At 37.8% G+C, this 25,757-nt stretch carries 23 protein-coding genes; 2 read left to right on the forward strand and 21 right to left on the reverse strand.

The window, feature by feature from the left end:
* Positions 1-30 precede the first annotated feature (30 nt).
* The 21 genes from LQE94_RS09375 to LQE94_RS09475 all read right to left on the reverse strand — a co-directional run bounded on the left by LQE94_RS09375 (position 31) and on the right by LQE94_RS09475 (position 24,133).
* Positions 31-1,431 carry a glycine--tRNA ligase gene (locus tag LQE94_RS09375; protein ID WP_022074568.1) on the reverse strand — a complete coding sequence of 467 codons (1,401 nt, stop codon included), beginning with the start codon at positions 1,429-1,431 and terminating at the stop codon, positions 31-33.
* Between the two features lie 142 nt (positions 1,432-1,573).
* A complete protein-coding gene (gene recO / locus LQE94_RS09380) occupies positions 1,574-2,314 on the reverse strand; it encodes a DNA repair protein RecO (protein WP_240577535.1) in 741 nt (246 codons plus the stop codon).
* A 62-nt stretch (positions 2,315-2,376) separates the two neighbouring features.
* Positions 2,377-3,276, reverse strand: coding sequence for a GTPase Era (gene era / locus LQE94_RS09385; RefSeq protein WP_118723960.1), 900 nt, complete (start codon positions 3,274-3,276; stop codon positions 2,377-2,379).
* A 24-nt stretch (positions 3,277-3,300) separates the two neighbouring features.
* Entirely contained in the window at positions 3,301-6,237 is a 2,937-nt protein-coding gene (locus LQE94_RS09390) for an insulinase family protein (protein ID WP_240577536.1), read from the reverse strand.
* Positions 6,238-6,343: 106 nt separating this feature from the next.
* A complete protein-coding gene (locus tag LQE94_RS09395; protein ID WP_240577537.1) occupies positions 6,344-7,282 on the reverse strand; it encodes a tRNA dihydrouridine synthase in 939 nt (312 codons plus the stop codon).
* A gap of 27 nt (positions 7,283-7,309) precedes the next feature.
* Positions 7,310-7,861, reverse strand: coding sequence for a hypothetical protein (locus tag LQE94_RS09400; protein WP_118723966.1), 552 nt, complete (start codon positions 7,859-7,861; stop codon positions 7,310-7,312).
* Entirely contained in the window at positions 7,852-8,496 is a 645-nt protein-coding gene (locus LQE94_RS09405; protein WP_022074562.1) for a DnaJ domain-containing protein, read from the reverse strand. Before LQE94_RS09405 ends, LQE94_RS09400 begins: the two co-directional genes overlap by 10 nt.
* A gap of 69 nt (positions 8,497-8,565) precedes the next feature.
* The gene (locus tag LQE94_RS09410; RefSeq protein ID WP_118723967.1) at positions 8,566-9,408 is read right to left on the reverse strand and encodes a DUF5685 family protein; all 843 of its coding nucleotides are present in this window, start codon (positions 9,406-9,408) and stop codon (positions 8,566-8,568) included.
* 3 nt (positions 9,409-9,411) lie between these two features.
* Positions 9,412-10,908: a glycerol kinase GlpK gene (gene glpK, locus LQE94_RS09415; protein ID WP_022074560.1), complete on the reverse strand. Its 1,497-nt coding sequence runs from the start codon at positions 10,906-10,908 to the stop codon at positions 9,412-9,414.
* A 132-nt stretch (positions 10,909-11,040) separates the two neighbouring features.
* Positions 11,041-14,589: a pyruvate:ferredoxin (flavodoxin) oxidoreductase gene (gene nifJ, locus LQE94_RS09420; RefSeq protein WP_118723968.1), complete on the reverse strand. Its 3,549-nt coding sequence runs from the start codon at positions 14,587-14,589 to the stop codon at positions 11,041-11,043.
* 274 nt (positions 14,590-14,863) lie between these two features.
* Entirely contained in the window at positions 14,864-15,724 is an 861-nt protein-coding gene (gene lgt, locus LQE94_RS09425; RefSeq protein ID WP_240577538.1) for a prolipoprotein diacylglyceryl transferase, read from the reverse strand.
* Positions 15,725-15,781: 57 nt separating this feature from the next.
* Entirely contained in the window at positions 15,782-16,879 is a 1,098-nt protein-coding gene (ychF, locus tag LQE94_RS09430; RefSeq protein WP_022074557.1) for a redox-regulated ATPase YchF, read from the reverse strand.
* Positions 16,880-17,130: 251 nt separating this feature from the next.
* On the reverse strand, positions 17,131-17,316 hold the full coding sequence (locus LQE94_RS09435) for a hypothetical protein (RefSeq protein WP_240577539.1): 186 nt from the start codon (positions 17,314-17,316) through the stop codon (positions 17,131-17,133).
* 211 nt (positions 17,317-17,527) lie between these two features.
* On the reverse strand, positions 17,528-18,430 hold the full coding sequence (locus LQE94_RS09440; protein ID WP_240577540.1) for an ABC transporter permease: 903 nt from the start codon (positions 18,428-18,430) through the stop codon (positions 17,528-17,530).
* Positions 18,430-19,341, reverse strand: a complete 912-nt coding sequence (locus LQE94_RS09445) for an ABC transporter ATP-binding protein (protein WP_240577541.1) — start codon at positions 19,339-19,341, stop codon at positions 18,430-18,432. The genes LQE94_RS09440 and LQE94_RS09445 overlap by 1 nt, the downstream gene beginning before the upstream one ends.
* Before the next feature lie 83 nt (positions 19,342-19,424).
* Positions 19,425-19,880 carry a GNAT family N-acetyltransferase gene (locus LQE94_RS09450; RefSeq protein ID WP_121055559.1) on the reverse strand — a complete coding sequence of 152 codons (456 nt, stop codon included), beginning with the start codon at positions 19,878-19,880 and terminating at the stop codon, positions 19,425-19,427.
* Positions 19,881-19,953: 73 nt separating this feature from the next.
* A complete protein-coding gene (locus LQE94_RS09455) occupies positions 19,954-20,142 on the reverse strand; it encodes a hypothetical protein (protein WP_121055561.1) in 189 nt (62 codons plus the stop codon).
* A gap of 145 nt (positions 20,143-20,287) precedes the next feature.
* The gene (locus LQE94_RS09460) at positions 20,288-20,545 is read right to left on the reverse strand and encodes a TetR/AcrR family transcriptional regulator (RefSeq protein ID WP_022074409.1); all 258 of its coding nucleotides are present in this window, start codon (positions 20,543-20,545) and stop codon (positions 20,288-20,290) included.
* Positions 20,546-20,576: 31 nt separating this feature from the next.
* Positions 20,577-21,344 carry a zinc ribbon domain-containing protein gene (locus tag LQE94_RS09465; RefSeq protein ID WP_240577542.1) on the reverse strand — a complete coding sequence of 256 codons (768 nt, stop codon included), beginning with the start codon at positions 21,342-21,344 and terminating at the stop codon, positions 20,577-20,579.
* 163 nt (positions 21,345-21,507) lie between these two features.
* Positions 21,508-23,862, reverse strand: a complete 2,355-nt coding sequence (locus LQE94_RS09470; protein WP_240577543.1) for an FtsX-like permease family protein — start codon at positions 23,860-23,862, stop codon at positions 21,508-21,510.
* Complete coding sequence (locus LQE94_RS09475; RefSeq protein ID WP_240577544.1) at positions 23,831-24,133, reverse strand: hypothetical protein; 303 nt, start codon at positions 24,131-24,133, stop codon at positions 23,831-23,833. Before LQE94_RS09475 ends, LQE94_RS09470 begins: the two co-directional genes overlap by 32 nt.
* Positions 24,134-24,678: 545 nt before the next feature.
* Here LQE94_RS09475 and LQE94_RS09480 point away from each other — a divergent pair.
* Positions 24,679-25,314 carry a hypothetical protein gene (locus LQE94_RS09480; RefSeq protein ID WP_117861817.1) on the forward strand — a complete coding sequence of 212 codons (636 nt, stop codon included), beginning with the start codon at positions 24,679-24,681 and terminating at the stop codon, positions 25,312-25,314.
* A gap of 15 nt (positions 25,315-25,329) precedes the next feature.
* Positions 25,330-25,509 (forward strand): hypothetical protein, encoded by a 180-nt coding sequence (locus tag LQE94_RS09485; RefSeq protein WP_117861818.1) that lies wholly within the window; start codon positions 25,330-25,332, stop codon positions 25,507-25,509.
* Positions 25,510-25,757 lie beyond the last annotated feature (248 nt).

Raw genomic sequence — 25,757 nt, forward strand, 5'->3', positions numbered from 1 at the left:
TTACCAGGCTGATATATTCATGTATTATTTTTACCACTCAAATTTTTTCTCAAAATATGCTTTCAGATCTTCGATCTTAACTCTTTCCTGTTCCATCGTATCACGATCACGAACTGTTACTGCTCCATCTTCTTCCGAATCGAAATCATATGTTACGCAGAATGGAGTTCCGATCTCGTCCTGACGACGATAGCGTTTTCCGATATTTCCACGATCATCGAATTCGCAGTTATATGTCTTGCATAATTCATTATATACTTTTTCTGCACCTTCATTCAGTTTCTTAGAAAGTGGAAGTACTCCGATTTTAACCGGTGCCAGTGCTGGATGGAAATGAAGTACAGTACGTGTATCCGGTTTCTCTTCTGTACCAATCTCCTCTTCATCATATGCACTGCAAAGGAATGCAAGTACCATACGGTCTGCTCCAAGTGATGGCTCGATAACATATGGGATATATTTTTCTTTCTTTTCATCATCAAAATATGTCAGATCCTGTTTCGATACTTCCATGTGCTGTGACAAGTCATAATCTGTTCTGTCTGCGATTCCCCAAAGCTCGCCCCATCCAAACGGGAATAAAAATTCTACGTCTGTTGTTGCTTTACTGTAGAATGACAGTTCTTCCTGATCATGATCACGATATCTTACTTCGTCTTCTTTTAAGCCCAAAGAGCTCAGCCAGTCAAGACAGAATTTTTTCCAATATGCAAACCATTCCAAGTCTGTTCCAGGTTCACAGAAGAACTCCAGCTCCATCTGTTCAAATTCTCTTGTACGGAATGTAAAGTTACCCGGTGTGATCTCATTTCTGAATGATTTACCAATCTGTCCGATTCCAAATGGGATTTTCTTTCTTGATGTACGCTGTACATTTTTAAAGTTTACAAAAATACCCTGTGCTGTCTCAGGACGAAGATATACTGTGTTCTTCGCATCTTCTGTTACTCCCTGGAATGTCTTGAACATCAGGTTGAACTGACGGATATCTGTAAAATCATGTTTTCCACATGTTGGACATGGAACATTATGTTCTTCAATAAATGCTGTCATCTCTTCCTGTGACCATGCATCTACAGCACCTTCAATCTCAATTCCATGCTCTGCACAATAATCTTCAATTAATTTATCTGCACGGAAACGCTCATGACACTGTTTACAATCCATAAGTGGATCAGAGAATCCTCCCAAGTGTCCAGATGCGATCCATGTCTGTGGATTCATCAGAATCGCACAGTCTACCCCTACGTTGTATGGTGATTCCTGGATGAATTTCTTCCACCAGGCACGCTTTACATTATTCTTCAGTTCAACTCCAAGATTACCATAATCCCATGTATTCGCAAGTCCTCCATAAATCTCAGAACCTGGATACACAAAGCCTCTTGATTTTGCAAGAGCTACAATCTTGTCCATTGTCTTTTCTGCCATAGTATTTGTTCCTCACATTCTTTTAATCTTTGATTTCACCGATCATAATTCCATCGGATTGAATTCTCAATTGTTTCCTATTATAGCTGTTCTGTTTGTTTTTGTAAACATTCCAGATGTAATTTCCGACAGCTTCATCAAATTACAATAATGTTTCCAAAATTTCCAGTGATTTAAACCTCTTATCTACATACAGATCATTGTATCTTTCCATCAATCTTCCCAGCTCATCTAAAACATTTTCTTTCACAATAAATGTATATAAATGTTCAATCTTACTATTCTCCACATATTGAAGTGTATACAATGTAGAATTATTTAACCGCATTCCATCAATGACATCTCCGTCACATTCTGTACAGACCAATCCACCTTTTCTTGGACTAAACACCATAGAACGTCCCGTACTTCCACAACAAGTACATTGAAATACCTGTGGGGCCTGTCCGTTAATACATAATGCTTTCAATTCAAATACATATCGAATGAGTCGATTCGGTATGTTTGGATTGGTCAAAGCCTTCAATGTCTGATAAAGCAGCTTTAGCATCTCCCGCTCATCGTTTGCTTCTTTTGTAAAATACATTGCGTATTCCATAAAATAGAAACCATAATAGGCTGCAATAATATCATCTCTTAATTCCGAAAAATAGTTTTCTACATGTACAGACTGAATCGTATATGAACTGCGTCCTGCATATAGAGTAAACTGACCAAATGTAAACGGATTAACCGCTCCAACAAGTGGACTATTTGGTTTTCTTGCTCCTCTGGCAAATGCAGATATTTTTCCCTGTTCCTTTGTCAAAATGACTACTCTTCTGTCATATTCTCCAACGGGTGCCGTTTGCAGCACCATCCCGGTCATTGTAATCTGATTCACGTTCTATCCCTTCTAAACTATATCTGGTACAATTACAAAAGATAAAACGCCGCCTCTGATATTTAATACTCGTCTTGACGATACCCGAAGTTTTTCATCAAAAAGTCACTGTCGCGCCAGTTCTTCTGTACTTTCACCCATAATTTTAAATTTACTTTGCAATCCAGCATACGCTCAATCTCATAACGTGCTGTACTTCCAATTTTCTTCAGCATACTGCCTTGCTTACCGATAATAATTCCTTTATGAGAGTCTCTTTCGCATATAATTGTCGCATCGATATGCATTACATGTTTTTCCATCTTCATGCGATCAATCGCAACTGCGATTCCGTGCGGAATCTCATCCTGTAAACAATGTAACGCTTTTTCACGGATCAATTCTGCCACAATCTGACGCTCTGGCTGATCTGTCACCGTCTCTTCATCATAAAACTGCGGTCCATAAGGAAGATACTGTAAAATCACTTTTACCAGTTCATCTGTATTCTCTCCGTTTCTCGCCGAAACCGGAACGATAGCCGCAAAATCATATTCTGTTCTATATGCATCTATAAATGTCAGAATTTCTTCTTTTTTTACCATATCGATTTTATTAATAACTAATACAACTGGAGTTTTTACCTTTTTCAGCTGCTCGATAATATGCTTTTCACCTGCGCCGATAAATGTAGATGGCTCAACAAGCCAAAGAACGACATCCACTTCATTTAACGAACGCTCTGCAATATTGACCATGTATTCACCAAGCTTATTTTTTGCTTTATGAATTCCCGGCGTGTCTACAAACACAATCTGTCCTTCTTCTGTTGTTAAAACTGTCTGAATACGATTTCTCGTTGTCTGAGGTTTATTGGATGTAATCGCAATCTTCTGTCCGATCAACTGGTTCATCAATGTTGATTTACCAACATTTGGACGACCGATCAAGGTTGCAAACCCAGACTTAAAGTTTTCTTTCATAGATTATCCTCCGTTTTAAAATTATTAAAATAATGTTCTCACTTCATCAAACATTTCTTTTTGTGCTTCTATCTTTTCTTCGCTTCCGATAACACAAATCTGTTTTGCAGCAAGCATTGCCTCCAGCACTTTTGCAAGTTTACGGATATCCTCCTGTTGTGCATTTAAAATATCTGCTCTTTCTTTACGGATCATTTCTGCTGAAACATGGTTCATATATAAATTCATCGAACGATCACCCTTCGCTGCCGGATTCATCGGGCGATCAATATTACTCATTGTTCCGATAATATATTTATTCATATCGCGTTCATCTACCGTAAAATTCTTCAGGTAATCCACAACGCCTTCATATACTTCCATTGTACGTTCCAGATTTGGATCTCGATAAGAAATCAAATATCCTTCTCCAAGACGGTTAAAATTGCTCATGCAACCATATGCACCACCTTTTACACGCACATTCTGCCAGAGATAATCATAACTCAAAATCACCTTCAAAATCTGTAAAGCTCCGTCATATTCTGCTCCACCATCAATAAAGTTACCTACTCTTGCTACATACTGAACTTTCGAAGATGTCTTGAACCCTTCATTTCGTTTCTTACAATGCAGAACACATTTCGCCCCTTCTCTTGTTGTTCCAGCGTTAAGCGCAGCTTCTCCACTTACAAGATTTTCAATTTCTTTTTTAACAACGTCCAGACCTTCTGTAGGAGAAGTATAACTTACCATCATATTATCTGTGCGGAAAATCTGTCTTGCCAGCTTTTGCAAATTAGCAATTAGCTCATCTTTCTTCTCTGTGAAATGTTCTTCAATATCTTTTACTACTTCGTAATAACCGATTCCATCCGTATCATCTTTGAACTTCGATAACGGTGATGCGTAAGAAAGAGCACGTAATGCAGCTGTTGTATGTCCCGATGATAAAAATCCCATCTGCAAGCGAGATTTTGTCATTGAAAGAATTTCTTTCAGACGCTTTTCATCATCAAGCTTAGATTCCATCAGAATCTCTCTCATCATTTTAAACAAAACATCCATCTTTGGATATAGTGCTTTACCTTTTATTTCAAATGTTGCACGGAATGCTTTTTCTTTTACATGTCTTACATCTGGATAAAGCTCCAATGATGTTCCGATTCCACCAGTATGCACATTGATTTCATTAAACAACTCTCCATACTCATAATGTGTCGTATCAATAATACCAAGTACTGCCTGTAACAAGCCGAGATACGGAAGTTGTTTCTCTTCCACCTCTGAAAGGTCAAACATCAAAGTTACATATCCGATTCCATTTGTCTCAACATTGTGATGTACCATCTGTACATCTCCAACTTTTATTTCTTCGTTATAGATTGGTGCAATCTCTTTTGAAATATCATCGCGTCCAAGAACCGGTATCTTCTCCATATCTTCTTTTAAATCTTCCGATTCCTGATATTCAACCAGCTGTTTTGTACGTTCTACAAGATTCTGGATGTCTTCATCACTTAAGGAATCTTTATATGCCTGAAGTTTCTCGTCGAGTTCTTTATCCATTCTTGCAGTTCTTCCCTGCTCTGGCTTGATTACCACAATTGATCCATGTGTATTGTCAAGTAACCACTTTTGAATGAGATTTTCAAAATAATCCGTATCCAGCTGACTCTTTAAAAATTCAAATGTTGGAATCGCCTGCATGTGGATAAATGGTTTTGTCTCGTCATACAACCAACTATCAAATAACTGAAGACCATACATCAATCCTTTTGGATAATTACCAAAATCTGCTTCACGGAAACGGAATTCATGATAATTAATTCCCGCTGCCAATGCTTTCTTATCCATACCCTTGTTGACAATATCACGTAATGTATCTTCGATAACCTGTATAAACTTCTCTTTTTGCTCTACATTTGCATTCTTTGCAATAACAGAGAAGATTGGCTGATAAATACCATTGTCATATGAACCCATGATATCCTTTCCAATCTCTGCATCCATAAGAGCTTTTTTCAGTGGAGCTCCCGGAGCGGATAACAACGCATAATCCAATATCTGGAACGCAAGATACAATTTTTCATCCAGACTTGTTCCAATTACTTTATTGTATGAAAGATATGTGTTGTCTTCTTCCGACTCTTCGCTGGAAATTGAATACTCTTGTTCTACTTCGATAACCTTATCAAATGGCTTCTGATATTGAATTTCCGAATCAACCTTATCTTTATCAAATGTTGAGAGATATTCTTTATCCAACCATTCCAATTTTTCCGTCATATCCATATCGCCATATAGATAAATATAGCTGTTTGAAGGATGATAATATTTTCTATGGAAATCTAAAAATTGCTCGTACGTAAGTTCCGGAATCACCTCCGGATCTCCTCCGGACTCATTTGCATAAGAAGTGTCTGGGAACAATGAATTTAGTATCACACGATCCAGCACTCCTTCCGGTGACGAAAATGCACCCTTCATCTCATTGTATACAACGCCATTGTACTCCAGTTTTTCAGCAGCATCTTCCAATTTATAACTCCAACCTTCCTGACGGAAAATCTCATCATGCTGATAAATATTTGGATAAAACACGGCATCCATATACACATGCATCAGATTCTGAAAATCTTTGTCATTACAGCTTGCGACCGGATATACTGTCTTATCCGGGTATGTCATCGCATTTAAAAATGTGTTCAATGAGCCTTTTACCAACTCTACAAACGGGTCTTTGACTGGGAAGTTTTTCGACCCACACAAAACCGAATGTTCCATAATATGCGGCACACCTGTACTATCTGAAGGTGGTGTACGAAATCCAATCGTAAAAACTTTATTTTCATCATCATTTTCCATAAGCAGAACTCTTGCCCCGCTTTTTTTATGTTTTAGCAGATATCCTTTCGATTTAATATCTGACAAATCTGCTTCTTGAATCAATTCATATGCATTCAAGTCTTTGATATTCATCTGCTTTTCTCCTTTCGAATTATCACTTGCTAACGCCCATTATAACATTTTATCATCTGTTTTACTAGGGAAGTGTCATCTTGTTTTTTTCATCTTAAATAACTATTCAATTTACCAGTTCTTGCTCTTGAAACAATTTTTCTACCGCTTCATCATACTTATATAGTTTTTCACATTTTTTAATCTTTTTGACATATTTTTCATAATTGGTAAAAATAGGTCCAAGGAAGCTCCATAATTCTTTCATTTTAAATAAAATTGTCTTGTCCCCTGAGAGTACTTCCTTGTATCCTGCATACAATTCATCATGAAATGCTCTTAAGGATATTTTGTCTACCGGTTTATTTTCTTTAATTTCCCTGATAAGCCCAGGATTTTTCAACAGACCTCTTCCCAACATAATACAGTCTACAGTCGGAAATTCTTTTCTAAATTCTTCGTAATCATTTTTTGTAAATATATCTCCATTATAACAAATTGGATTTTTACTCTTTTTCAATGCTTCTGCAAATACATCCTTATTCGGATGATTTTTATAAAAATCCTTTTGTACACGCGGATGTATAATCAGTTCTTTCATCTGATATTTATTATAAATGTCTAACAATCTAACAAATTCATCCGGGCTTTCTTTTCCAATTCGGGTTTTGATAGAAATTTCTAATTTACACTTCCTAAAAATCTCATCTAAAAATTGTTCCAATTCATCCGGATACGCTAAGAATCCGGATCCTCTCATTTTTGAAATCACTGTTTTTGACGGACATCCCAAATTCAAATTAATTTCTTTATACCCATATGCTTCTAGCTTTTCTGCTGTCTGTAAAAAATCTTCCGCTTTATTTGTCAAAATCTGCGGAACAGGATACATATTCAAGTTATTCTCCGGCATAATATCTTGTTTTTCTCTTGTGCTAAAATTACCATTTTGATTTGGTCTGATAAATGGGATGAAGTATTTATCAGCTCCGCCAAAATGATGATAAAGTGCTGTTCGAAACACATGTCCGGTAATTCCTTCCAAAGGTGCTGTATATATTTTCATTTTTTCCTCTTCTAAAAAAGGAAAGCCTTAATTGAAAAGCTTTCCTCTTATCTTATTCCAAATTATTCCTACTGCATAATCATATGCTTTATCATAGATAAATAAGCCAATCTGACCGGCAATCAACACTCCAATCGTCATGCCTAAAGACAATTGTTTTCCAAATAATAATTTGCTGCATCCAAGCACTGCCGGAATATACATCAAATTAAATATTGCATATTTAATCACCCATAATGCTACTTTGCATTGCTCTATGCTAAACATTGTATTATTTCCAAGCATCTTCCTAATCTGTCTCCAGACACTTTCTGACAATAATATATAAATTCCCATAGCGGCATAAGTAACTACATATAATTTATTTGGCACAACAATCACTCCAAGCAGTACTCCCGCCAAATAAAATGCACATCCTGTCTTCATACCAAATTCTCGGATTATAATTCCCACAAAAAATGACGCCAGTGCAAGAAAAAATACAGTATTCGATTCCAATATATTGCCTAGTAACATACTGACAATTGAAAATGCCAGCATCAAACCGCCAATCGCAATTTTCTTAGCTTTTACATGCATGGACAAAGATCGCCTCCCATACATTCACAAAGCGTATCTGCAATCCAAAGATCACAGCACGCATTTCCTGTTCCACAAGAATCCGTATTTCTTCCATAACCTGCTCCATATGGATTGTTCTGATAACGCTGTCCACTCCACTCTAGCTGGTTTAACAATCGACGATACTGTTGATTGTTCGGTTCCATATTTACGGCCTGATTCACTTGATCACGTGCAATCAGGTTATTCCCCATATTTGCATTAGCAACGGCACTTAAATAGTACCACTGGGCATCTCGGTTGTTCATTCCATTCAAAACATTCAACGCTTCCGGATATCGTCTTGCATTCAAATAATTATAGACAGCCTGTATCTGTGGATTCTGTTCTGTTCCATATCCACTATTATAGCTGTATCCTCCGCCTTGATAGCCGCCATTAGACTGATATCCTCCCTGTGCACGCTGTCTCATAATCTCATCATAAGCTTCCTGCACTTCTTTAAATTTTTCTTCTGCCAAATCTGCCAGCGGATTATTCACATTCGCATCCGGGTGATATTTTCTCGTCATATCACGATATGCTCTTTTCACTTCATCATCTGAAGCATTTGGTGAAATCCCAAGTACTTCATATGGATTCTTACTTGTCATTTAATACTCCATTCTATTATGTTTCTATCAATGTAACGTTACAATCATATACTACTTTTTAAAAAAAGTCTACTTTCTATCCGCTTTTTTCTCTTCTTTTTCCATCTGTTTTTTTCGATATTTCGTCCAGACACCTGCGTATAAAATATTTCGCAATATCTCCACATCAACCAGACACGGTAACTGCTCAAATGCTGTACTGCATTCCGCAATCATCATTTGAAGCATCTGGTAACATTTTTCTTCAAAATTTTCTTCAAAACGCAATGTCTTCAACGGATTATAGCATTTCTCTTTCATATCCTTTTGCAAATCATCATATGCATCCATAATATAAATGAATTTTCCAAGGAAGAACCCAACCTTTCTAAGCGTCGGTTCCCACATATCTTCCTTATACACAAGTAATTCTTCCATCAACCTTCCAAAACACCCTGCCGGTAAATCTATGTTCTGACAATTTTCCTTTTCGTACTCTGCCAACTTTTTTAGTTCTCTGCGAATCACTTGGCTTTGTCTTTTATATTTTTTCTCTATCTTCTTAGCTTTTCCATGAAGCGTTTTCGAGGCAAGTAATCCACTTACTTTCTTTTCATCTTGCCAGTTATCTATCATGTGATAATATGCAAGCAGCACATTCATATCTGCACAATATTCTGTAATCTCATTCTGGATCATCCACTGCTTTTTCACCGGATGAGTCTTACATCTATGTGAAGAAGTCAGGCCTTTCACCTCATACAAGGACGTCAAAAGTATCACTGCAAATGTCATATCATATGTCAATGTCAGCTGACCTACATTCCCATGTCTCTCCTTTAAAGTCCGACACAACCCACAATAATATGAACGATATTTTCTCCAGTCCTTCATCTTCAATTCAGGTTCACAAATTGTCACATATCCAAACATTTTTTATTCCTCTTCTGCCCATCCATAAGAACGCTCTACCGCCCGCTTCCATCCACGGAGCATTTTGTCTCGTTTTTCACTTTCGATATTTGGCGTAAATGTGCGGTCAATTGCCCAATTCTTTACTACTTCTTCTTTATCTTTCCAATATCCCACTGCAAGTCCCGCCAGATAAGCTGCTCCCATCGCTGTTGTCTCTACACATTTTGGTCTGTTAACCGGAGCATCACTGACATTTGCCTGTGTCTGCATCAAGAAATTATTTGCACTTGCGCCTCCATCTACCTTTAATGTTGCCAGCTGTAAATCTGCATCTGACTTCATCGCCTGTAACACATCATTTACTTGATATGCTAAAGATTCCAAAGTTGCTCTTACAATGTGGTATTTATTTACTCCACGAGTCAATCCGACAATCGCGCCCCTTGCATATTGATCCCAATATGGGGCTCCCAACCCGGTAAATGCAGGAACAACATAACAGCCATTTGCATCTGGAACCTTCTGAGCCATATACTCTGTGTCAGATGCCGAATCGATCAATCGCAACTCATCTCGAAGCCACTGTATCGCTGCTCCTGCTACAAATATTGAACCTTCCAGGGCATAATTCACCTTACCATCAATTCCCCAGGCAATTGTTGTAACCAGGCCATTTTCAGAAAACACCGGTGTCTCCCCTGTATTCATCAACAAAAAACATCCTGTTCCGTATGTATTTTTTGCTTCTCCTTTTTCAAAACAAGTCTGACCAAATAATGCCGCCTGCTGATCTCCTGCCGCTCCTGCAATTGGGATACGTCCGCCGAAAAATGATGGGTCTGTCTCGCCATAAATCTCACTGGATGGTTTTGCCTGTGGAAGCATGCTTTTCGGAATCCCAAGTTCCGCCAGAATTTCTTCATCCCATTCTAAAGTATTAATATTGAACATCATTGTCCGAGATGCATTGGAATAATCTGTTACGTGAACAGCGCCCCTTGTCAGCTTCCATATCAGCCAGGTTTCTACTGTTCCAAACAAAAGTTCTCCACGCTCTGCACGCTCTCTTGCGCCCTCCACATTATCTAATATCCATTTTACCTTTGTTCCGGAAAAATATGCATCAATGACCAATCCTGTTTTCTTACGAAATGTCTCTGTAAGTCCTTTTTCTTTCAATTCATCACAATATCTGGATGTACGTCTGCATTGCCACACGATTGCATGATAGATTGGTTTTCCGGTGTTTTTATCCCACACAATGGTTGTCTCACGCTGGTTTGTAATACCAATTGCCGCAATTTCTTCTGCCGATACACCAATTTTATTCATTGCATCACGTGCCACCTGCAGCTGTGTTGACCAGATTTCTCCTGCATCATGTTCAACCCATCCCGGTTTTGGAAAATACTGTGTAAATTCTTTTTGTGCTACACTACACATCTCGCCTTTTTCATTAAATAAAATGCATCTGTTGCTAGTAGTTCCGGCATCTAACGCCATAATATATTTTCCCATATTTTTTCTCCTGTTCTATCTAATCCGTTCTTTTCAATCTATTTTATATTATAACGTATTGCATAAAAAAAGACCAGCATGTTTCCATGCCGGTCTCTCTTTAATCACCGATTCTCATCGAGTAATTTATTCTTATTTCTCTTCTTCTCCATAGAGTGTGATTAACTTCTTCAGGTAATCATATCTCTCTGCTGCTTCCTGCTCATTGATTGCGAACAGTTTGTCAGCTTTTTCTGGATTAGCTCTCTTCAGAGCGTTGTAACGAACTTCTCCGTTCAGGAAGTCCTGATATCCTTCCATCTTAGGCTCTTTACTATCAAGGGTAAACTTATTGCCTTCAGCAGCTGGATTGAATCTGAAGTTGTTCCAGTATCCGCATTCTACTGCAAGCTGTTCCTCTGTCATAGCTTTGCTCATACCCTTCTTAATACCATGGTTGATACATGGAGCGTATGCGATGATAAGTGATGGTCCTGGATAAGCCTCTGCCTCTGCAATTGCTTTTACAGTCTGATTGAAATCAGCACCCATAGCAATCTGTGCAACATATACATAACCATAGCTCATAGCCATGCTTGCAAGGTCTTTCTTCTTAGTCTCTTTTCCGCCTGCTGCGAACTGAGCTGTAGCACCAGTCTTAGTAGCTTTAGAAGACTGTCCACCTGTATTAGAATATACCTCTGTATCGAATACCATGATATTGATATCTTTCTTGCTTGCAAGAACATGGTCAACACCACCAAATCCGATATCGTAAGCCCATCCGTCTCCACCGAAGATCCACTGAGATTTCTTAGACAGGTAGTCTTTCATCTTCAGTACTTCAGCTCTTTCTTCAAGGTCACATGAGCATGCTTCCAATGCTGCTACAAGTTTATCTGTTGCTGCACCATTAGCTGCTCCATTTGTAAATGTATCAAGATATTCTTTTGCTGCTGCTTTTACATCTTCTTTTTCAGCAACTTCAGCAATCTTCTCTACTTTACCTTTCAATCTGTCTCTGATTGTATTCTGTGCAAGAAGCATACCATAACCAAACTCAGCATTATCTTCGAAGAGTGAGTTAGACCAAGCTGGTCCTTTTCCTTCTGGAGTTACTGTGTAAGGTGTTGATGGTGAAGAGTTACCCCAGATTGAAGAACATCCTGTTGCATTTGCAATGTACATTCTATCTCCGAATAACTGTGTAATTAATTTAGCGTAAGGTGTCTCACCACATCCAGCACAAGCTCCTGAGAACTCAAGCAATGGCTGTTTGAACTGACTTCCTTTAACTGTTTCTGGTTTGAACTTAGCAACAACTTCTGGTTTTACAGGAATCTCTGTACCGAAATCGAAGTACTGCTGTTCTCCAGCGTTCTCTTCCATGTTTGCCATTGTAAGAGCTTTTTCACCCTTCTTACCTGGACAAACGTTAGCACAAGATCCACATCCTGTACAGTCATAAGCTGAAACAGTCATTGTGAATTTCATTCCTGGCATACCGATCATATCCAGTGTCTTGATTCCTTCTGGAGCTTTTGCAGCTTCTTCTTCTGTAAGAGCTACCGGACGGATAACTGCGTGTGGACATACATATGCACAACGGTTACACTGAATACATGTATCTGGATTCCATACTGGAATATCTACTGCGATACCACGTTTCTCATATGCAGATGTTCCTGATGGTGTAGAACCATCTACATAATCTGCAAATGCAGATACTGGAAGTGTATTACCTTCCTGAGCATTTACTTTAGCCTGGATATTCTTAGCAAATGATACGGCATCTTTTCTTCCTGCTTCATCTACATGTGGAGCGAAAAGACCTTCATCAGCTGCATCTTTCCAGCTTTCTGGAACTTCGATGGCTACTACCTGTTTTGCACCGGCATCAATAGCATCGTAGTTCATCTGTACAATCTTGTCACCTTTTCTTCCGTAAGTAGCTTTTGCTGCTTTCTTCATAAGGTCAATTGCTTCTTCCTCTGGAATAATAGCTGCCAGTTTGAAGAATGCTGACTGGAGAACTGTATTGATACGTCCGCCAAGTCCGATTTCTTTACCAATCTTGATACCATCGATTGTGTAAAGTTTAATGTCATGGTTAGCAATAAAAGCTTTCACCTGTCCTGGTAAATGCTCCTCAAGACCTTCCATATCCCATGGGCAGTTCAAAAGGAATGTACCACCGTCAACTAATTCCTGAACCATGTTGTATTTATTTACATATGATGGGTTATGACATGCAACAAAGTTTGCCTGGTGAATCAAATAAGTTGATTTGATTGGTGATTTACCAAAACGCAGGTGAGACATTGTTACACCACCAGACTTCTTAGAATCATAATCAAAGTAAGCCTGTGCATACATGTCTGTATTGTCACCGATAATCTTGATAGAGTTCTTGTTAGCACCTACAGTACCATCTGCTCCAAGACCCCAGAACTTACAGTTGATTGTTCCTTCTGGTGTTGTAACAAGTGGTTTGCCTGTCTCTAATGACAGATTTGTAACATCATCAACGATACCAAGTGTAAATCTTGGTTTTTCATCATTGTTATATACTGCTACGATCTGTGCAGGTGTTGTATCTTTAGAACCTAATCCATAACGTCCTGAGAATACAGGTACTGCATCGAATTTAGATCCTTTAAGTGCTGCAACTACATCTAAATACAGTGGCTCGCCAAGTGATCCTGGCTCTTTTGTTCTGTCAAGAACAGAAATCTTCTTAACGCTGTCCGGAATAGCTGCGATCAAAGCTTCTGCGCTGAATGGTCTGTAAAGACGAACTTTAACAACACCCACTTTTTCTCCGGCTTTTGTTAAGTAATCAATTGTCTCTTCGATTGTGTCACAAACAGATCCCATAGCAACGATAATGTGCTCAGCATCTTCTGCTCCATAGTAATTGAACAGTTTGTAATCTGTTCCGATCTTCTCGTTAACTTTGTCCATATATTTCTGAACAACGCCTGGAAGAGCATCATAATATGGGTTACATGCTTCTCTTGCCTGGAAGAAGATATCTGGGTTCTGAGCTGAACCTCTCTGACATGGGTGATTTGGATTCAGTGCATGTGCACGGAATTCGTCAACTGCATCCATGTTAACCATATCTTTCAGATCTTCGTAATCCCATGTCTCGATTTTCTGAATCTCATGAGATGTTCTGAATCCATCAAAGAAGTTGATGAATGGAAGTTTTCCTTCCAATGCTGCACAGTGTGCTACTGGTGTTAAATCCATAACTTCCTGAACACTTGACTCACAAAGCATAGCAGCACCTGTCTGACGACAAGCATAAACATCTGAATGATCTCCGAAAATGTTCAATGCGTGGCTTGCCAACGCACGAGCAGATACGTTGAATACACCTGGTAACTGCTCTCCTGCAACTTTATATAAGTTAGGAATCATAAGAAGTAATCCCTGTGATGCTGTAAATGTTGTTGTCAATGCTCCGGCTGATAAGGAACCATGTACTGCTCCTGCTGCTCCTGCCTCTGACTGCATCTCTGTTACCTGTACAGTCTGTCCGAAAATATTCTCTCTACCTTCTGTAGCCCATTCGTCAACGTGCTCTGGCATAACAGATGATGGTGTAATAGGGTAAATAGCTGCAACTTCTGTATAAGCATATGAAACGTGAGCTGCTGCCTGGTTACCATCCATGGTCTTCATTTTTCTTGCCATTTCTTGTTCCTCCTTAAATAGTACATTGCAAAAAGTTATTCTTTCACATGTAAATTTATTATATCTCTAAATTCTTCAAAAGTCTATAGAATCCCTTCTGGTTTTTGTTTCTTTTCCGATACATTGAACAAAAAATGTATTATTTTATCACATCTTTATGACATATTCGTTAATAAAATAACAAGTCTTGTGTGAAAAGTCGCTTTCTTTTTCCTTATATGACCTTTTAATAGAAAAAACACGCAGCACACTCTTCGCACACTGCATGTTTCTTCTACTTCTTTTTCGTATATCTGATTTTCTGAATCATCAAAATTATTCCTGCGGTTGCGACAATAAGCGCCGCCAAAAGCTGTGATACCGGAACTCCAATTCTGTGCAATATCAATTGATCTGTACGAAGTCCTTCAATCCAGACTCTTCCAAGGCCATATCCAAACAAATACATCAAGAATAATTCTCCATTGTATTTTTTGTGCTTTCTATACAGGAACAAAACAAGTAATACACAAGCACACCAGAATGATTCGTATAAAAATGTCGGATGCACTTGAATGTACTGAGCACCACGAATTGTCTGTACATGTGCCCACATTTTCTCTGTAATGTCACTGTCTCTTACCGCATCTACCGGAAGTCTCATAGCAAACAGTGAATCGGTATATTCACCAAACGCTTCACGATTAAAGAAATTTCCCCATCGTCCAAGCATCTGACCATTTACCAATGACATTGCAATCGTATCAAAAATCAGTGGAGCACTAATTTTTTTCACTTTTGCACAAATTAAGACTGCAATAACTGCACCGATTACACCGCCATAAATCGCAAGACCGCCTTCTCTCAGATTAAAGACATCTAATATATTGTCCTTATACATATCCCATGAAAATATAACATAATAAATTCTAGCTCCGACAATTCCTACAATCACGCCAAAAATCCCCATATCGAGATAATCCTCCGGATTCTGTCCTGTCCGCTTTGCTTCTCTTGTCGCAATCCAGAAGCCAAGCATAATTGCTGTTCCTATGATAATCCCATAATATGCGATATCAAATCCATGCAGCGAAATCACTTTTCCAACATGATCAAATGTTATTCCCAAATTTGGGAAACTGATATCATAATGCATTCTTTTTCTCCTCTATCCAGCTGATTCCATTATTCAAGTCGAATATTTTTCTACAAGTTATACATTAAAACGGAATACGATGATATCTCCATCCTGTACGACATAATCTTTACCTTCCAGACGTACAAGACCTTTTTCTCTTGCTGCAGCATGTGTTCCACATGCGATCAGATCATCATAACTTACGATTTCTGCACGAATAAATCCTCTTTCAAAATCAGAATGAATCTTACCTGCTGCCTGTGGAGCTTTTGTTCCTTTCTTGATTGTCCATGCACGAACCTCAGGCTCTCCGGCTGTCAAATAGCTGATCAGTCCAAGCAGGCTGTAACTTGCTTTGATCAGTTTTTCCAGTCCGGATTCCGATAAGCCAAGATCCTCTAAGAACATCTTCTTCTCTTCATCATCCAATTCTGCGATTTCCTGCTCAATCTGAGCACATACAACAAATACTTCAAAGCCTTCCTGTGCTGCATACTCTCGTACTGCCTGCACTCCTGCATTCTGAGCACCATCATCTGCCAGGTCATCCTCGCATACATTTGCCGCAAAAATAACTGGTTTAGCTGTCAGAAGATTATAACTGTCGATTAATTCCTGCTCTTCATCAGACTCTGCCTCAAAGCTCTTAGCCAGACGATTGTCTTCCAGATGTGCTTTTATTCTGTTTAACAGCTCTAATTCTTTCGCTGCTTCTTTATCGTTTCTTGCAACCTTTGTTGTCTTAGCAATTCTTCTCTCCAAAATCTCAAGATCAGAAAAAATCAACTCTAAATTGATTGTCTCAATATCACGCAGAGGATTGATACTTCCATCTACATGCACAATATTACTGTCCTCAAAACATCTTACTACATGCACGATAGCATCTACTTCACGGATATTAGCAAGGAACTGGTTTCCAAGTCCTTCTCCTTTTGAGGCTCCTTTTACAAGACCTGCAATATCAACGAATTCAATTACCGCCGGAACGATTTTCTTTGTGTTATACATCTCTCCCAATACATTCAGACGTTCATCCGGAACAGTAACAACACCGACATTCGGATCGATTGTACAGAATGGATAGTTTGCTGACTCTGCTCCTGCTTTTGTTAATGAATTAAATAATGTACTTTTTCCTACGTTTGGTAAACCAACGATTCCTAGTTTCATCTTTCTATATTCCTCCTATAAATTCTCTTATTCTTTTTGTTCTTTTAGTATAGTAACCTCTTCTCCTGTTAAGGGTATCGTTCGATAACCTGATTTACTCTTTGGTTCTCCGCTACGCCACTCCTTTTCACTGTAACGGTATTCTATACTTCTCTTTCCAAACCGATCTACAAATCTGGCTGAGTATAATCTCGTACTTTCCTGGGATATTCCCTTGTCAAGTTCTTTGCCTTTTAAATCTTTTCCATATTTCAGCTTCTCTCATAAGAAGCTCTAATACAGCACTTTGTATTATACCATAGCATCTTATTTTTGTGAATATTCATTTTTATATCATCCTCTTCGGGCGTACGGTCGGTTTTATTTGCCAGTCCATTTCCGGCGATTTTAACCATGACATTCATCATGAAACGATACGCTCCATGAAGCTTCTTCACATCAAAGTTCCCCTGTAACGTAAATAAAGGAATCCTGTGCTTCCGGTATTTGATGTATATATGATTGCTTTCATTCTTCTGACCTCCCATAATATAAATGACGCAGTGCAAAACTGTAATATCACAATCTGCACTGCATCTTAGCGTCTGGCTTCCTTTACTATAAATTTTTCTGCATCGCCTAGCATTCTTAAAATTCAAGTCGAGCAGCCTATCGTCCGCCTTCACCCTCTGGCAACAATGTAACCACATAGTAAATAATTCCAAATACAGCTATGCTTCCCATCATAATGCCAATCATCTGATTTATGCTCACCACATTTCCATGAAATACCGGATTGCAATCAAGCGTGTCTCTTATCGCTTCAACCATTTCATCCGGATAATGTTTTCTCTCCATCTCCCTGAAAACTCCGTGAAGCATATGATTCTTAATCAATGAAGTGGCATATGTACTCGGAAGATAAGACATTGCTTTCTGAAGACCTGAACCAAAATTTGAAATCGGCATATAAGCCCCACATATAAAACCATATCCTGCGCTGACAATGGTACCTACAGCCGAAAGCTGTCCCTGTGTTGTCAATGGAAAGCTAATGATACTTGAAAGCGTACTTCCAAACAGGACGAGCAATATCATATCAAATAAAACCCATAATACGTCTGCTGCATTCATATACCATCCCATTTTAAATAAATATCCCAGGCATAATACAAACGCAAGTGCATTGACCATCAATGAATTAGCTACTGTTGACAGAAAATACCCCAAATATATTTTTCTCTTGCTGACAGGCGAAACATTAAAATCCTTCCTTGTTCCATTTGCCTTGTCCTGCACCATAGTCAGATTCACACAAAATGTTACAGTGATACAGCTCACTGCCATAAGTGATGCTGTCAGTTGTGCTGCCACGGTTCCATTAATAAGCTTATCCGAAATCGTAATCATATCCGGAATTGCTGCTGTAAAAGAATCTCTGAAAACCTTTGCAAGAAACGTAGCATACAGAACAATCAGAATGACGGGTGTGATCATTGATGTAAACAACATCCCTTTATCTTTAAAAAACAGTTTCCTGTTCCTGTTCATTAGTGCAAATACTGTTCTCATCAGCGTTCACCTCCAAGCTTCTTTCCTGTGACTGCAAGAAATACGTCATCCATACCGCCTTTTACTACTTCATAATCCGTGAATAAGTCCTGATGCTCTACAATAAGTCTCGTTGCTTCCTTCGTATTTCTTACTTTTAACTGATATCCGTCACGTATTTTTTTATATTCTCTGTTCAATGACTTTATTTCATCTTCAGAAACACCATAAACAGACACTATATCCTGTACATAATCATTTTTAAGTTCAAACGGTGTACCTTCCGCTGCAATACTTCCTTTGTCGAGAATCACAACATACCCGGCATTAGCAGCCTCCTCCATATAATGGGTAGTTAGAAATACTGTCATATTTTCATTTTTCTGAAGCTTCTCGATAACATTCCAGATTAACTGCCTTGTCTGCGGATCAAGACCTGTAGTAGGTTCATCAAGAATCAAAATTTCCGGTCTGTGCAATAATGCACGGGCAATATCAATCCTTCTTCTCTGACCTCCCGACAGCTTACCTACAGGTCTGTTTAAAAACTCGTCAAAATCCAAAATCTCGACCAGTTCCTGTAATCTTTTATCAAAAGCATTTCCTGTAATGCCGTACAACGCAGCTCTGCTCATCAGGTTTTCTTTCACTGTAAGCGGTTTATCAAGCACACTATCCTGAAATACAACACCAAGCATCCGCTTTGTCTGTGCACTGGCTTTGTCAGTTTCTATTCCATTTACCAGAACAGTTCCACTGTCTTTTTTCAGCAGTCCACAGAGAATGGAAATGGTTGTGCTTTTCCCTGCACCGTTTACTCCAAGAAACGCAAACAATTCTCCTTTTTTCACACGAAAACTCAAATCATTTACTGCTTTTACTTCGCCAAAGCTTTTATTCAGATGGCTGATTTTAATTATATCTGTTTCCATATCTTCTCCTTTTTCATGCTGCTCCATATAATCAATAAATTGCTCTTTTCTCCCAAATCACCATAACAAATCCTGCGCTTTTGCTATAACATCAAGGATAACTCTATCTCATCTTCATCCATCGCTCCAGTCTCTTTAAAGCCTTTATTCTTATATAAATTTAATGCGTGAATATTGTCCATATTACAGGTTAGTGTTACTTTATCCGATGTCCCAAATGGTTTCGTTTTAATGTACTCAATCGTCAGTTCCAATGCAATACTTCCATACCCCTGTCCCTGATTAGATTCATCAATCATCATATGCCATATATCGTATTCTGGAATATCATAATCATAAATCACCATGACATAACCAATCATAGTATCATCCTTATAAATTCCAAACGGCTGACATTGATTCCTGTAAACATAAGCCTGTGCAAGGCTTCGAATTGGATGGGAAACAAAACGTTCCTGTCCGTTTGCGAGTTTCAAATTAAATGCTTCAATAAAATTATCTTCTGTAATTTGCCTAAGGCTAATATTATATTTTTCCATGTTATCTATTCGACCCCTATATTTCTTCACTTTCACACAAATTTTTTAGCCGCACATAAACTATATTTTTCTATTACCCATCGCTCCGGATATGAGCTTCGATATATCGTTCCGGTTCAAATTTGCCTTCATATGTTGTGATACCGTTCTGCGTGGTAATCACCATTTTAGGTGAATCGTTGCCGCAGGCGGTCAGCAATAATAAAGCCGCAACGAGGACAAGGTGTGAAAAAACACCGAGACACTTCAAATTCTTTTCCATTTCATTCCGTTACTCCATTCCTTCGCGCAATTCTGCTTCATAACGGCATCCCAGAGACATCACAATAAACATCACACCGAGTGCCACGGATTTACCACCATAATTATTCTATCGCTAATTGAATTCATTGTCTATATACAGACAACTAACATGCACAAATCGCTACCAAGATGCATGATAATTCCATCTGCTGCTCCATACGCTGTACAATACAGTCAAAAATATCTCTCTTTCTTTTGTTATGACGGTACAATGCCCCTTTTGTCATATCAAGTTCTCCTGCTATCCGGCTGACGTAGACAGTCTCGTAACCATCTCTGGCAAACAGATGCAGTGCCACAATTAATATTTTCTCTAAAATAAATAAACGACCATTTACGTTTTGATAATAGTAAACGGTCATTTATTTGTCTAGACTATTCTTTTTGTTTATATTATCTCTTTTTATAAATCACAAGCTCCGGATTTTCACCATTCTTCTCATATGTACATACGAGAAGAAAATCCATACCTGCCAGAATACCGAAGCACCTTTCTCCCCCAAATTCAGACTCCAGTTGATTGCCCAGATAGGTTTTCTGATCATCAAGGAATTTCACTTTTTGTCCATTCGGCAGAGTATATTCCAGATTCACATATTTTCCCACAAGTGCATTTAGTTTATCTACCTTTGGAAGTCCATCTATATGCAGATCATTTATTTCATTTATCAATTGCATTTTAAACTCTTCAAACTGCCCATTGTCACTAAGTTCATCATACCTTTTCCAATAATCTAACTTTGGAAGCATTTCTTTCAGATAAGTGCGTGCCTGTTCTTCGGTAAAGTTTTCATTTACCATATTCTTTACACATACATCAATCAATTCATCCATATCGTTATATGTGTACGTTCCATCTGCATAGCACCATTTACAATACTCCTCATTTAATGTGCCATCTTTATCACGTCCCAATATGGAATCATCATCAATTGGCATCCCGCAGCACTGACAAATCAACTTTCTGGGTTCTCCTAAAAGCGTATTGATTGAGACATCAAATTCTTTCGATAAGAGCTTAAGTGTATCCGTATTTGGAATGGTATCTCCATTTTCCCAACGTGATACTGCCTGCCTTGTAACCATGATTTTATCTGCCAGCTCGTCTTGTGACATTCCTCTTCCAGTACGAAGTTTCAAAATAATATTTTTTGTTTCCATAGTCGTCACCTCCGTTATCTTTATCATATCGATAAATCTGCAGGATGAAAAGCAACCTGCTGTTGCCATAGCCTGTCTATATGATTTGATTATCACTCTTTGGTCATGACTTTCTTGCACCACCTTACAAGCCTTAAAAAGCGTATAATTCATTCCTTTTTGATCAATTTGTTTTTCCAGATTTTTCCTTGCATACAAGACATGTAACAAAAATATTAATAACTGCAAATGATAACATTACACTCACAGTAATCTGAATCGGCCAATGAAATGTAAAATATGACAATTTATTTTCCATATAAATTTTTACGCCAATCAAGACTACCACTCCCGCAGTAAACAACAATCCCATCACACACATAAAATAATAACTGCCTTCTCCAAAGAGCATTAATTTCATTTGCTTATCGGTCATCCCGATGCTTTTCATAATATCAAATTCTTTTCTCCGAGCGTACATCCCGGTAAATACGACGTTACAATAATTGGTCAATCCCGCAATGAATAATATGATGCTTATAGCACCTAGGAGAATTCGATTTCCTCTCATATATGTTTCTTTTTGTTGCATCAGGTCTGATTTACAGATAACAAAAACTCCTGCTTCGCCGGTTCCTTCATCCATTGATACTTCTGTCATTTCAGAGCGTTTCTTATTTTCCTCGGATATCAGCTCACTAATCTGTGTTTTCACATAAGGTTCTTTTTCCGGATCAGCAGTTAATTCCATTGTTAATATCTTTTTTTCAGTTGGTATCTTTTGAAAGCCTTTCTCACTGATAAAATAATATAAGCTGCCTTCTCCATGCCAGGATTGATTTATTTCCGGGAAATTATTACTTTGCCGATCTAAATACCCACATAGGATAAATGTTTCGGATTCCTTTTGAGGAAATTCGTCTTTCTGTTGTTCCCCTTTACTATCAGAATTAATTTGTTCTTTTCTACGAATCGCATCTTCTCTTGAAAGCAAAGTTTTAAAGTATACCGGTTCGCCAATTGCTTCATCTGCAAGTTTTTGCTGTTCCGGGGTCAGCATATGTTCATGTATAATCAGCACGCCATTTCCTTCTTCCAAAGATTTCAAATCAATATTGAGTTGATTATCCTGAACGTATTTCTTAAGCGACAAGATTTGATTGTCATTTAAAATCTGCACAGTATTCCAACTGAATTCTTCCATCATATTGTCATTTGTAAGATTCGAAAGCCCTTCGTCATAAGGGCGGATGCTCTTTCTGGACATAACTGTAGTTACATAAGCTCCTTCGATCAGATTAGATTTTTCCCAATCAATACCTTCTATCTTATGTAGTTTTTTTTCCAACTCTTGAGAGATTGGTGAAAATTCATCATAATCGTTATCATACAGCAGTTCCACACAATCTCCCTGCGTCAGCAAAGGATCAACATCGATTTCTCTGGTTTTATATTCTTCCCCACATCCCTGGCTTTTCCCGAATTTGCTAAACTCTCCTGCCAGCAAAAAATCAGGACGTTTCTCAAGAAGATGCTTATAATCGCATCCATTTGTAAGTACATTCATTAGAATAAAAGACAGAACTCCTAAAAATATGGAAATACTTGTAATGATAAATCGTGCTTTATGACGCGTTATATTTCCCAATGCAATATAAAACATTTCTCCTGTTTCAGAGCGTTTCAACACCAGTTTCCCAGGATGTTTTATTTTTCTGTCACCCATATTTCCATCATAAGTTGCACTCTCAATACAAGACAGCTTCGTTATTTTTCTAATAACGCCTTCCGATGCTATCCACAAAATTCCATTTACAAATACAACAGAAAGCAAAAGAATCCACGGTCTGAAAAAGGAAAGTATTGTATTCCCTCCCATTTCCTGATAAAAATAAAAACCTAATATTTTCGGTATCAATAAACTCAAAATCAGTGCAGAGATCAAACTTCCCAAGACTGAGCCTTTTAACATGAGTGACCGCATTTGTTTTCGGTAAATTTTCGTAATCTGTCTTTCTGTGGCTCCGATCGTGTGGAGCAGTCCGAGATTTTGAACATCTTCACTCATGGATATCCAAAGGACATTGCGTACAAGGAAATATATTCCACACAAAATTCCTATTGTTCCTAATATCAACATATCATATCCACCTGCGAATTTAGAAACAGCAGTATATTGTGCTGTATCAGAAACGTATATCTTCTGATCTGCACTCTTCATCGGCAATGTCTGATATAATTTTTCCTCTGTTTTACTCCTGTTTAAATGATCACTCTGACTGAAAAGTAAAGTATAAGGACCCTTTTCCAGTTTCAACTCTTTAATTTTGTCATGTGAAATATATCCGATTACTAATTCATTTCCAGAGTCTGTATACCAGCCACACAATTCGAATTTTTCTTTCGAATGTTCGAACACACCTTTGTATACATCTAAGTTTATTTCCATTCCCTGTTCCGGTTCAGAGATACCAAGTTTTTTCAATGCCCGCTCAGATAATAGAATTTCATCCTTTTTCTGTGGGTAGCTTCCAATCACATTGGTATATGCCGGTCTCCAAAAAATTGTTCCAGCTTTCTGAGTCAGCCCATACTACGTTGCATATCGTTTTTGCATTATTCTCTGAAATGTCTGTAGCTTCACCTACAAAAATACTTTTTCCAACTTGTTTTATATAATCCAGTTGTTTTAATTTTGCATATTGTTCTTCTGTTCCATCTTCTATTCTGCCCGAAGAAGCGGTTCCATTTTCTCTGACCAGTCTTATTTCTTCTGCCTGTATTTTTCCAAAGGAAATTCCAAATACCATGGTAATAGCAACAATACCGATTACTGCCGAGCAAAATAAAATCGTATGATGTGGGTGTCAAAAGTATTGATATCACATAGTGCGCTTTGCTACGAAAATAAAACTCGTAGCAAAGGACAAAAAATATGTGCAGTTGTCAGTCACAGAAAATGTGACTTTTGACACCCACATCATAAAAAATAAACCGGCAGAAAAACAACTTATTCATAAGAAAAATTTTAGTTATATAAGCGGTAAGGAAAGCCAAATAAATTTTTATCTGCAGGAACCGCAGTGCTGCGAAAGATAATATTATGGAAAAACGAATTGCCCAAAATGTCAGAATAGTATGAATGTTTATTGAAAGTTGTCTGAATATATAATATAATACTATTACAATAAAAACGAGTATTCTTTGTTATGAGAGGAGGAGAATCCATTGGCATATTAATTTCACATCGAAAAAAAATAAGAAAGTAGTGTAAAATATTTATTTTTAAGAAAGATATATGTGTTGCCAGAAATCTTGTGGAATGTAACAGAATTAAAGGAAGGAGAAAGAATTTATGAAACACGCAAAGAAAATGATAGCATTCATATTAGTAATTACAATTACGCTGATACAAGGGATATCTGCAAACGCCTCAAATATTAATCTTAATGATGATTCTGCTAATTTATTATATAAAAATCATCACTCAGAAGAAATTCTGATTGATGGGAAAACTTATATCTATAACTTATATCTGACGGATGAAGGAAATCGAGGGATGGATATACTTGATGAATCAGGTCAGATTATAGCACAATTAGAATATGATGAAGATAATTATACTACTCTAGTGGATGGTCATGTTTGGAGTGTTGGTACTCCTGACAAAAATGTAAATGTATTAGCTGATGCTAATTGGATTTATTTCAGTTCTGTAGATCATACTATTACATGGCCAGAAGCCGCTGCTGTTGCTGTAATCGCAGGTGCTATAGCAATAGGTATCGGATTCATTGGTCCACAGGCAGTAATAGGAGCTATTGGTTTTGGAGCATTATCTGTAATTGCTGGTATGAGTCCTGGAGGACGTGTCAACGCAACAATTTATAAATTCAATTCATCTCTTATTAATCAATATAAAGTCATTTGGATGTTCTGCGATCCGCTAGGTGTATGGTACGGTCCATATACAAATATAGTTAACCAATAACTCAAGGAGGTATTTATGAAAAAGCATTTATCGGCTATCATAACAAGTATCGGAATCATGATTGGAATTATCTTACTGATTTTGATTCAGGTAATTGGAAAGACGAATATTCTTGACATACTGGTAAGGTGCTATACTTTTTCTATCCCATTATGGATTACTATTATTGTTTCCTTAAAAAGAAAAGAAAAGTAGTACCGCTATTTCAAAAAAGACAACATCAGTACAGCTTGACTGCAGAGCAGGAAGGAGACTATTATATTACAATTTATTTTGCGACTAAGATACTTACTTTGAAAAATGGTCGGATGGAGAGAAAGCCACCAGGGTTGTTTCATGAAGGATTTTTAAAAACATAAAAAGATCAGATTTTATCGGGGGTTATGCATGTTATACAAAACATGTGTAACTCTTGATTTTTTGTGCCTGTAGAGGTATAATAT

Source organism: Mediterraneibacter sp. NSJ-151, from assembly GCF_022487435.1.
GTDB classification, from domain to species: Bacteria; Bacillota; Clostridia; order Lachnospirales; family Lachnospiraceae; genus Schaedlerella; species Schaedlerella hominis.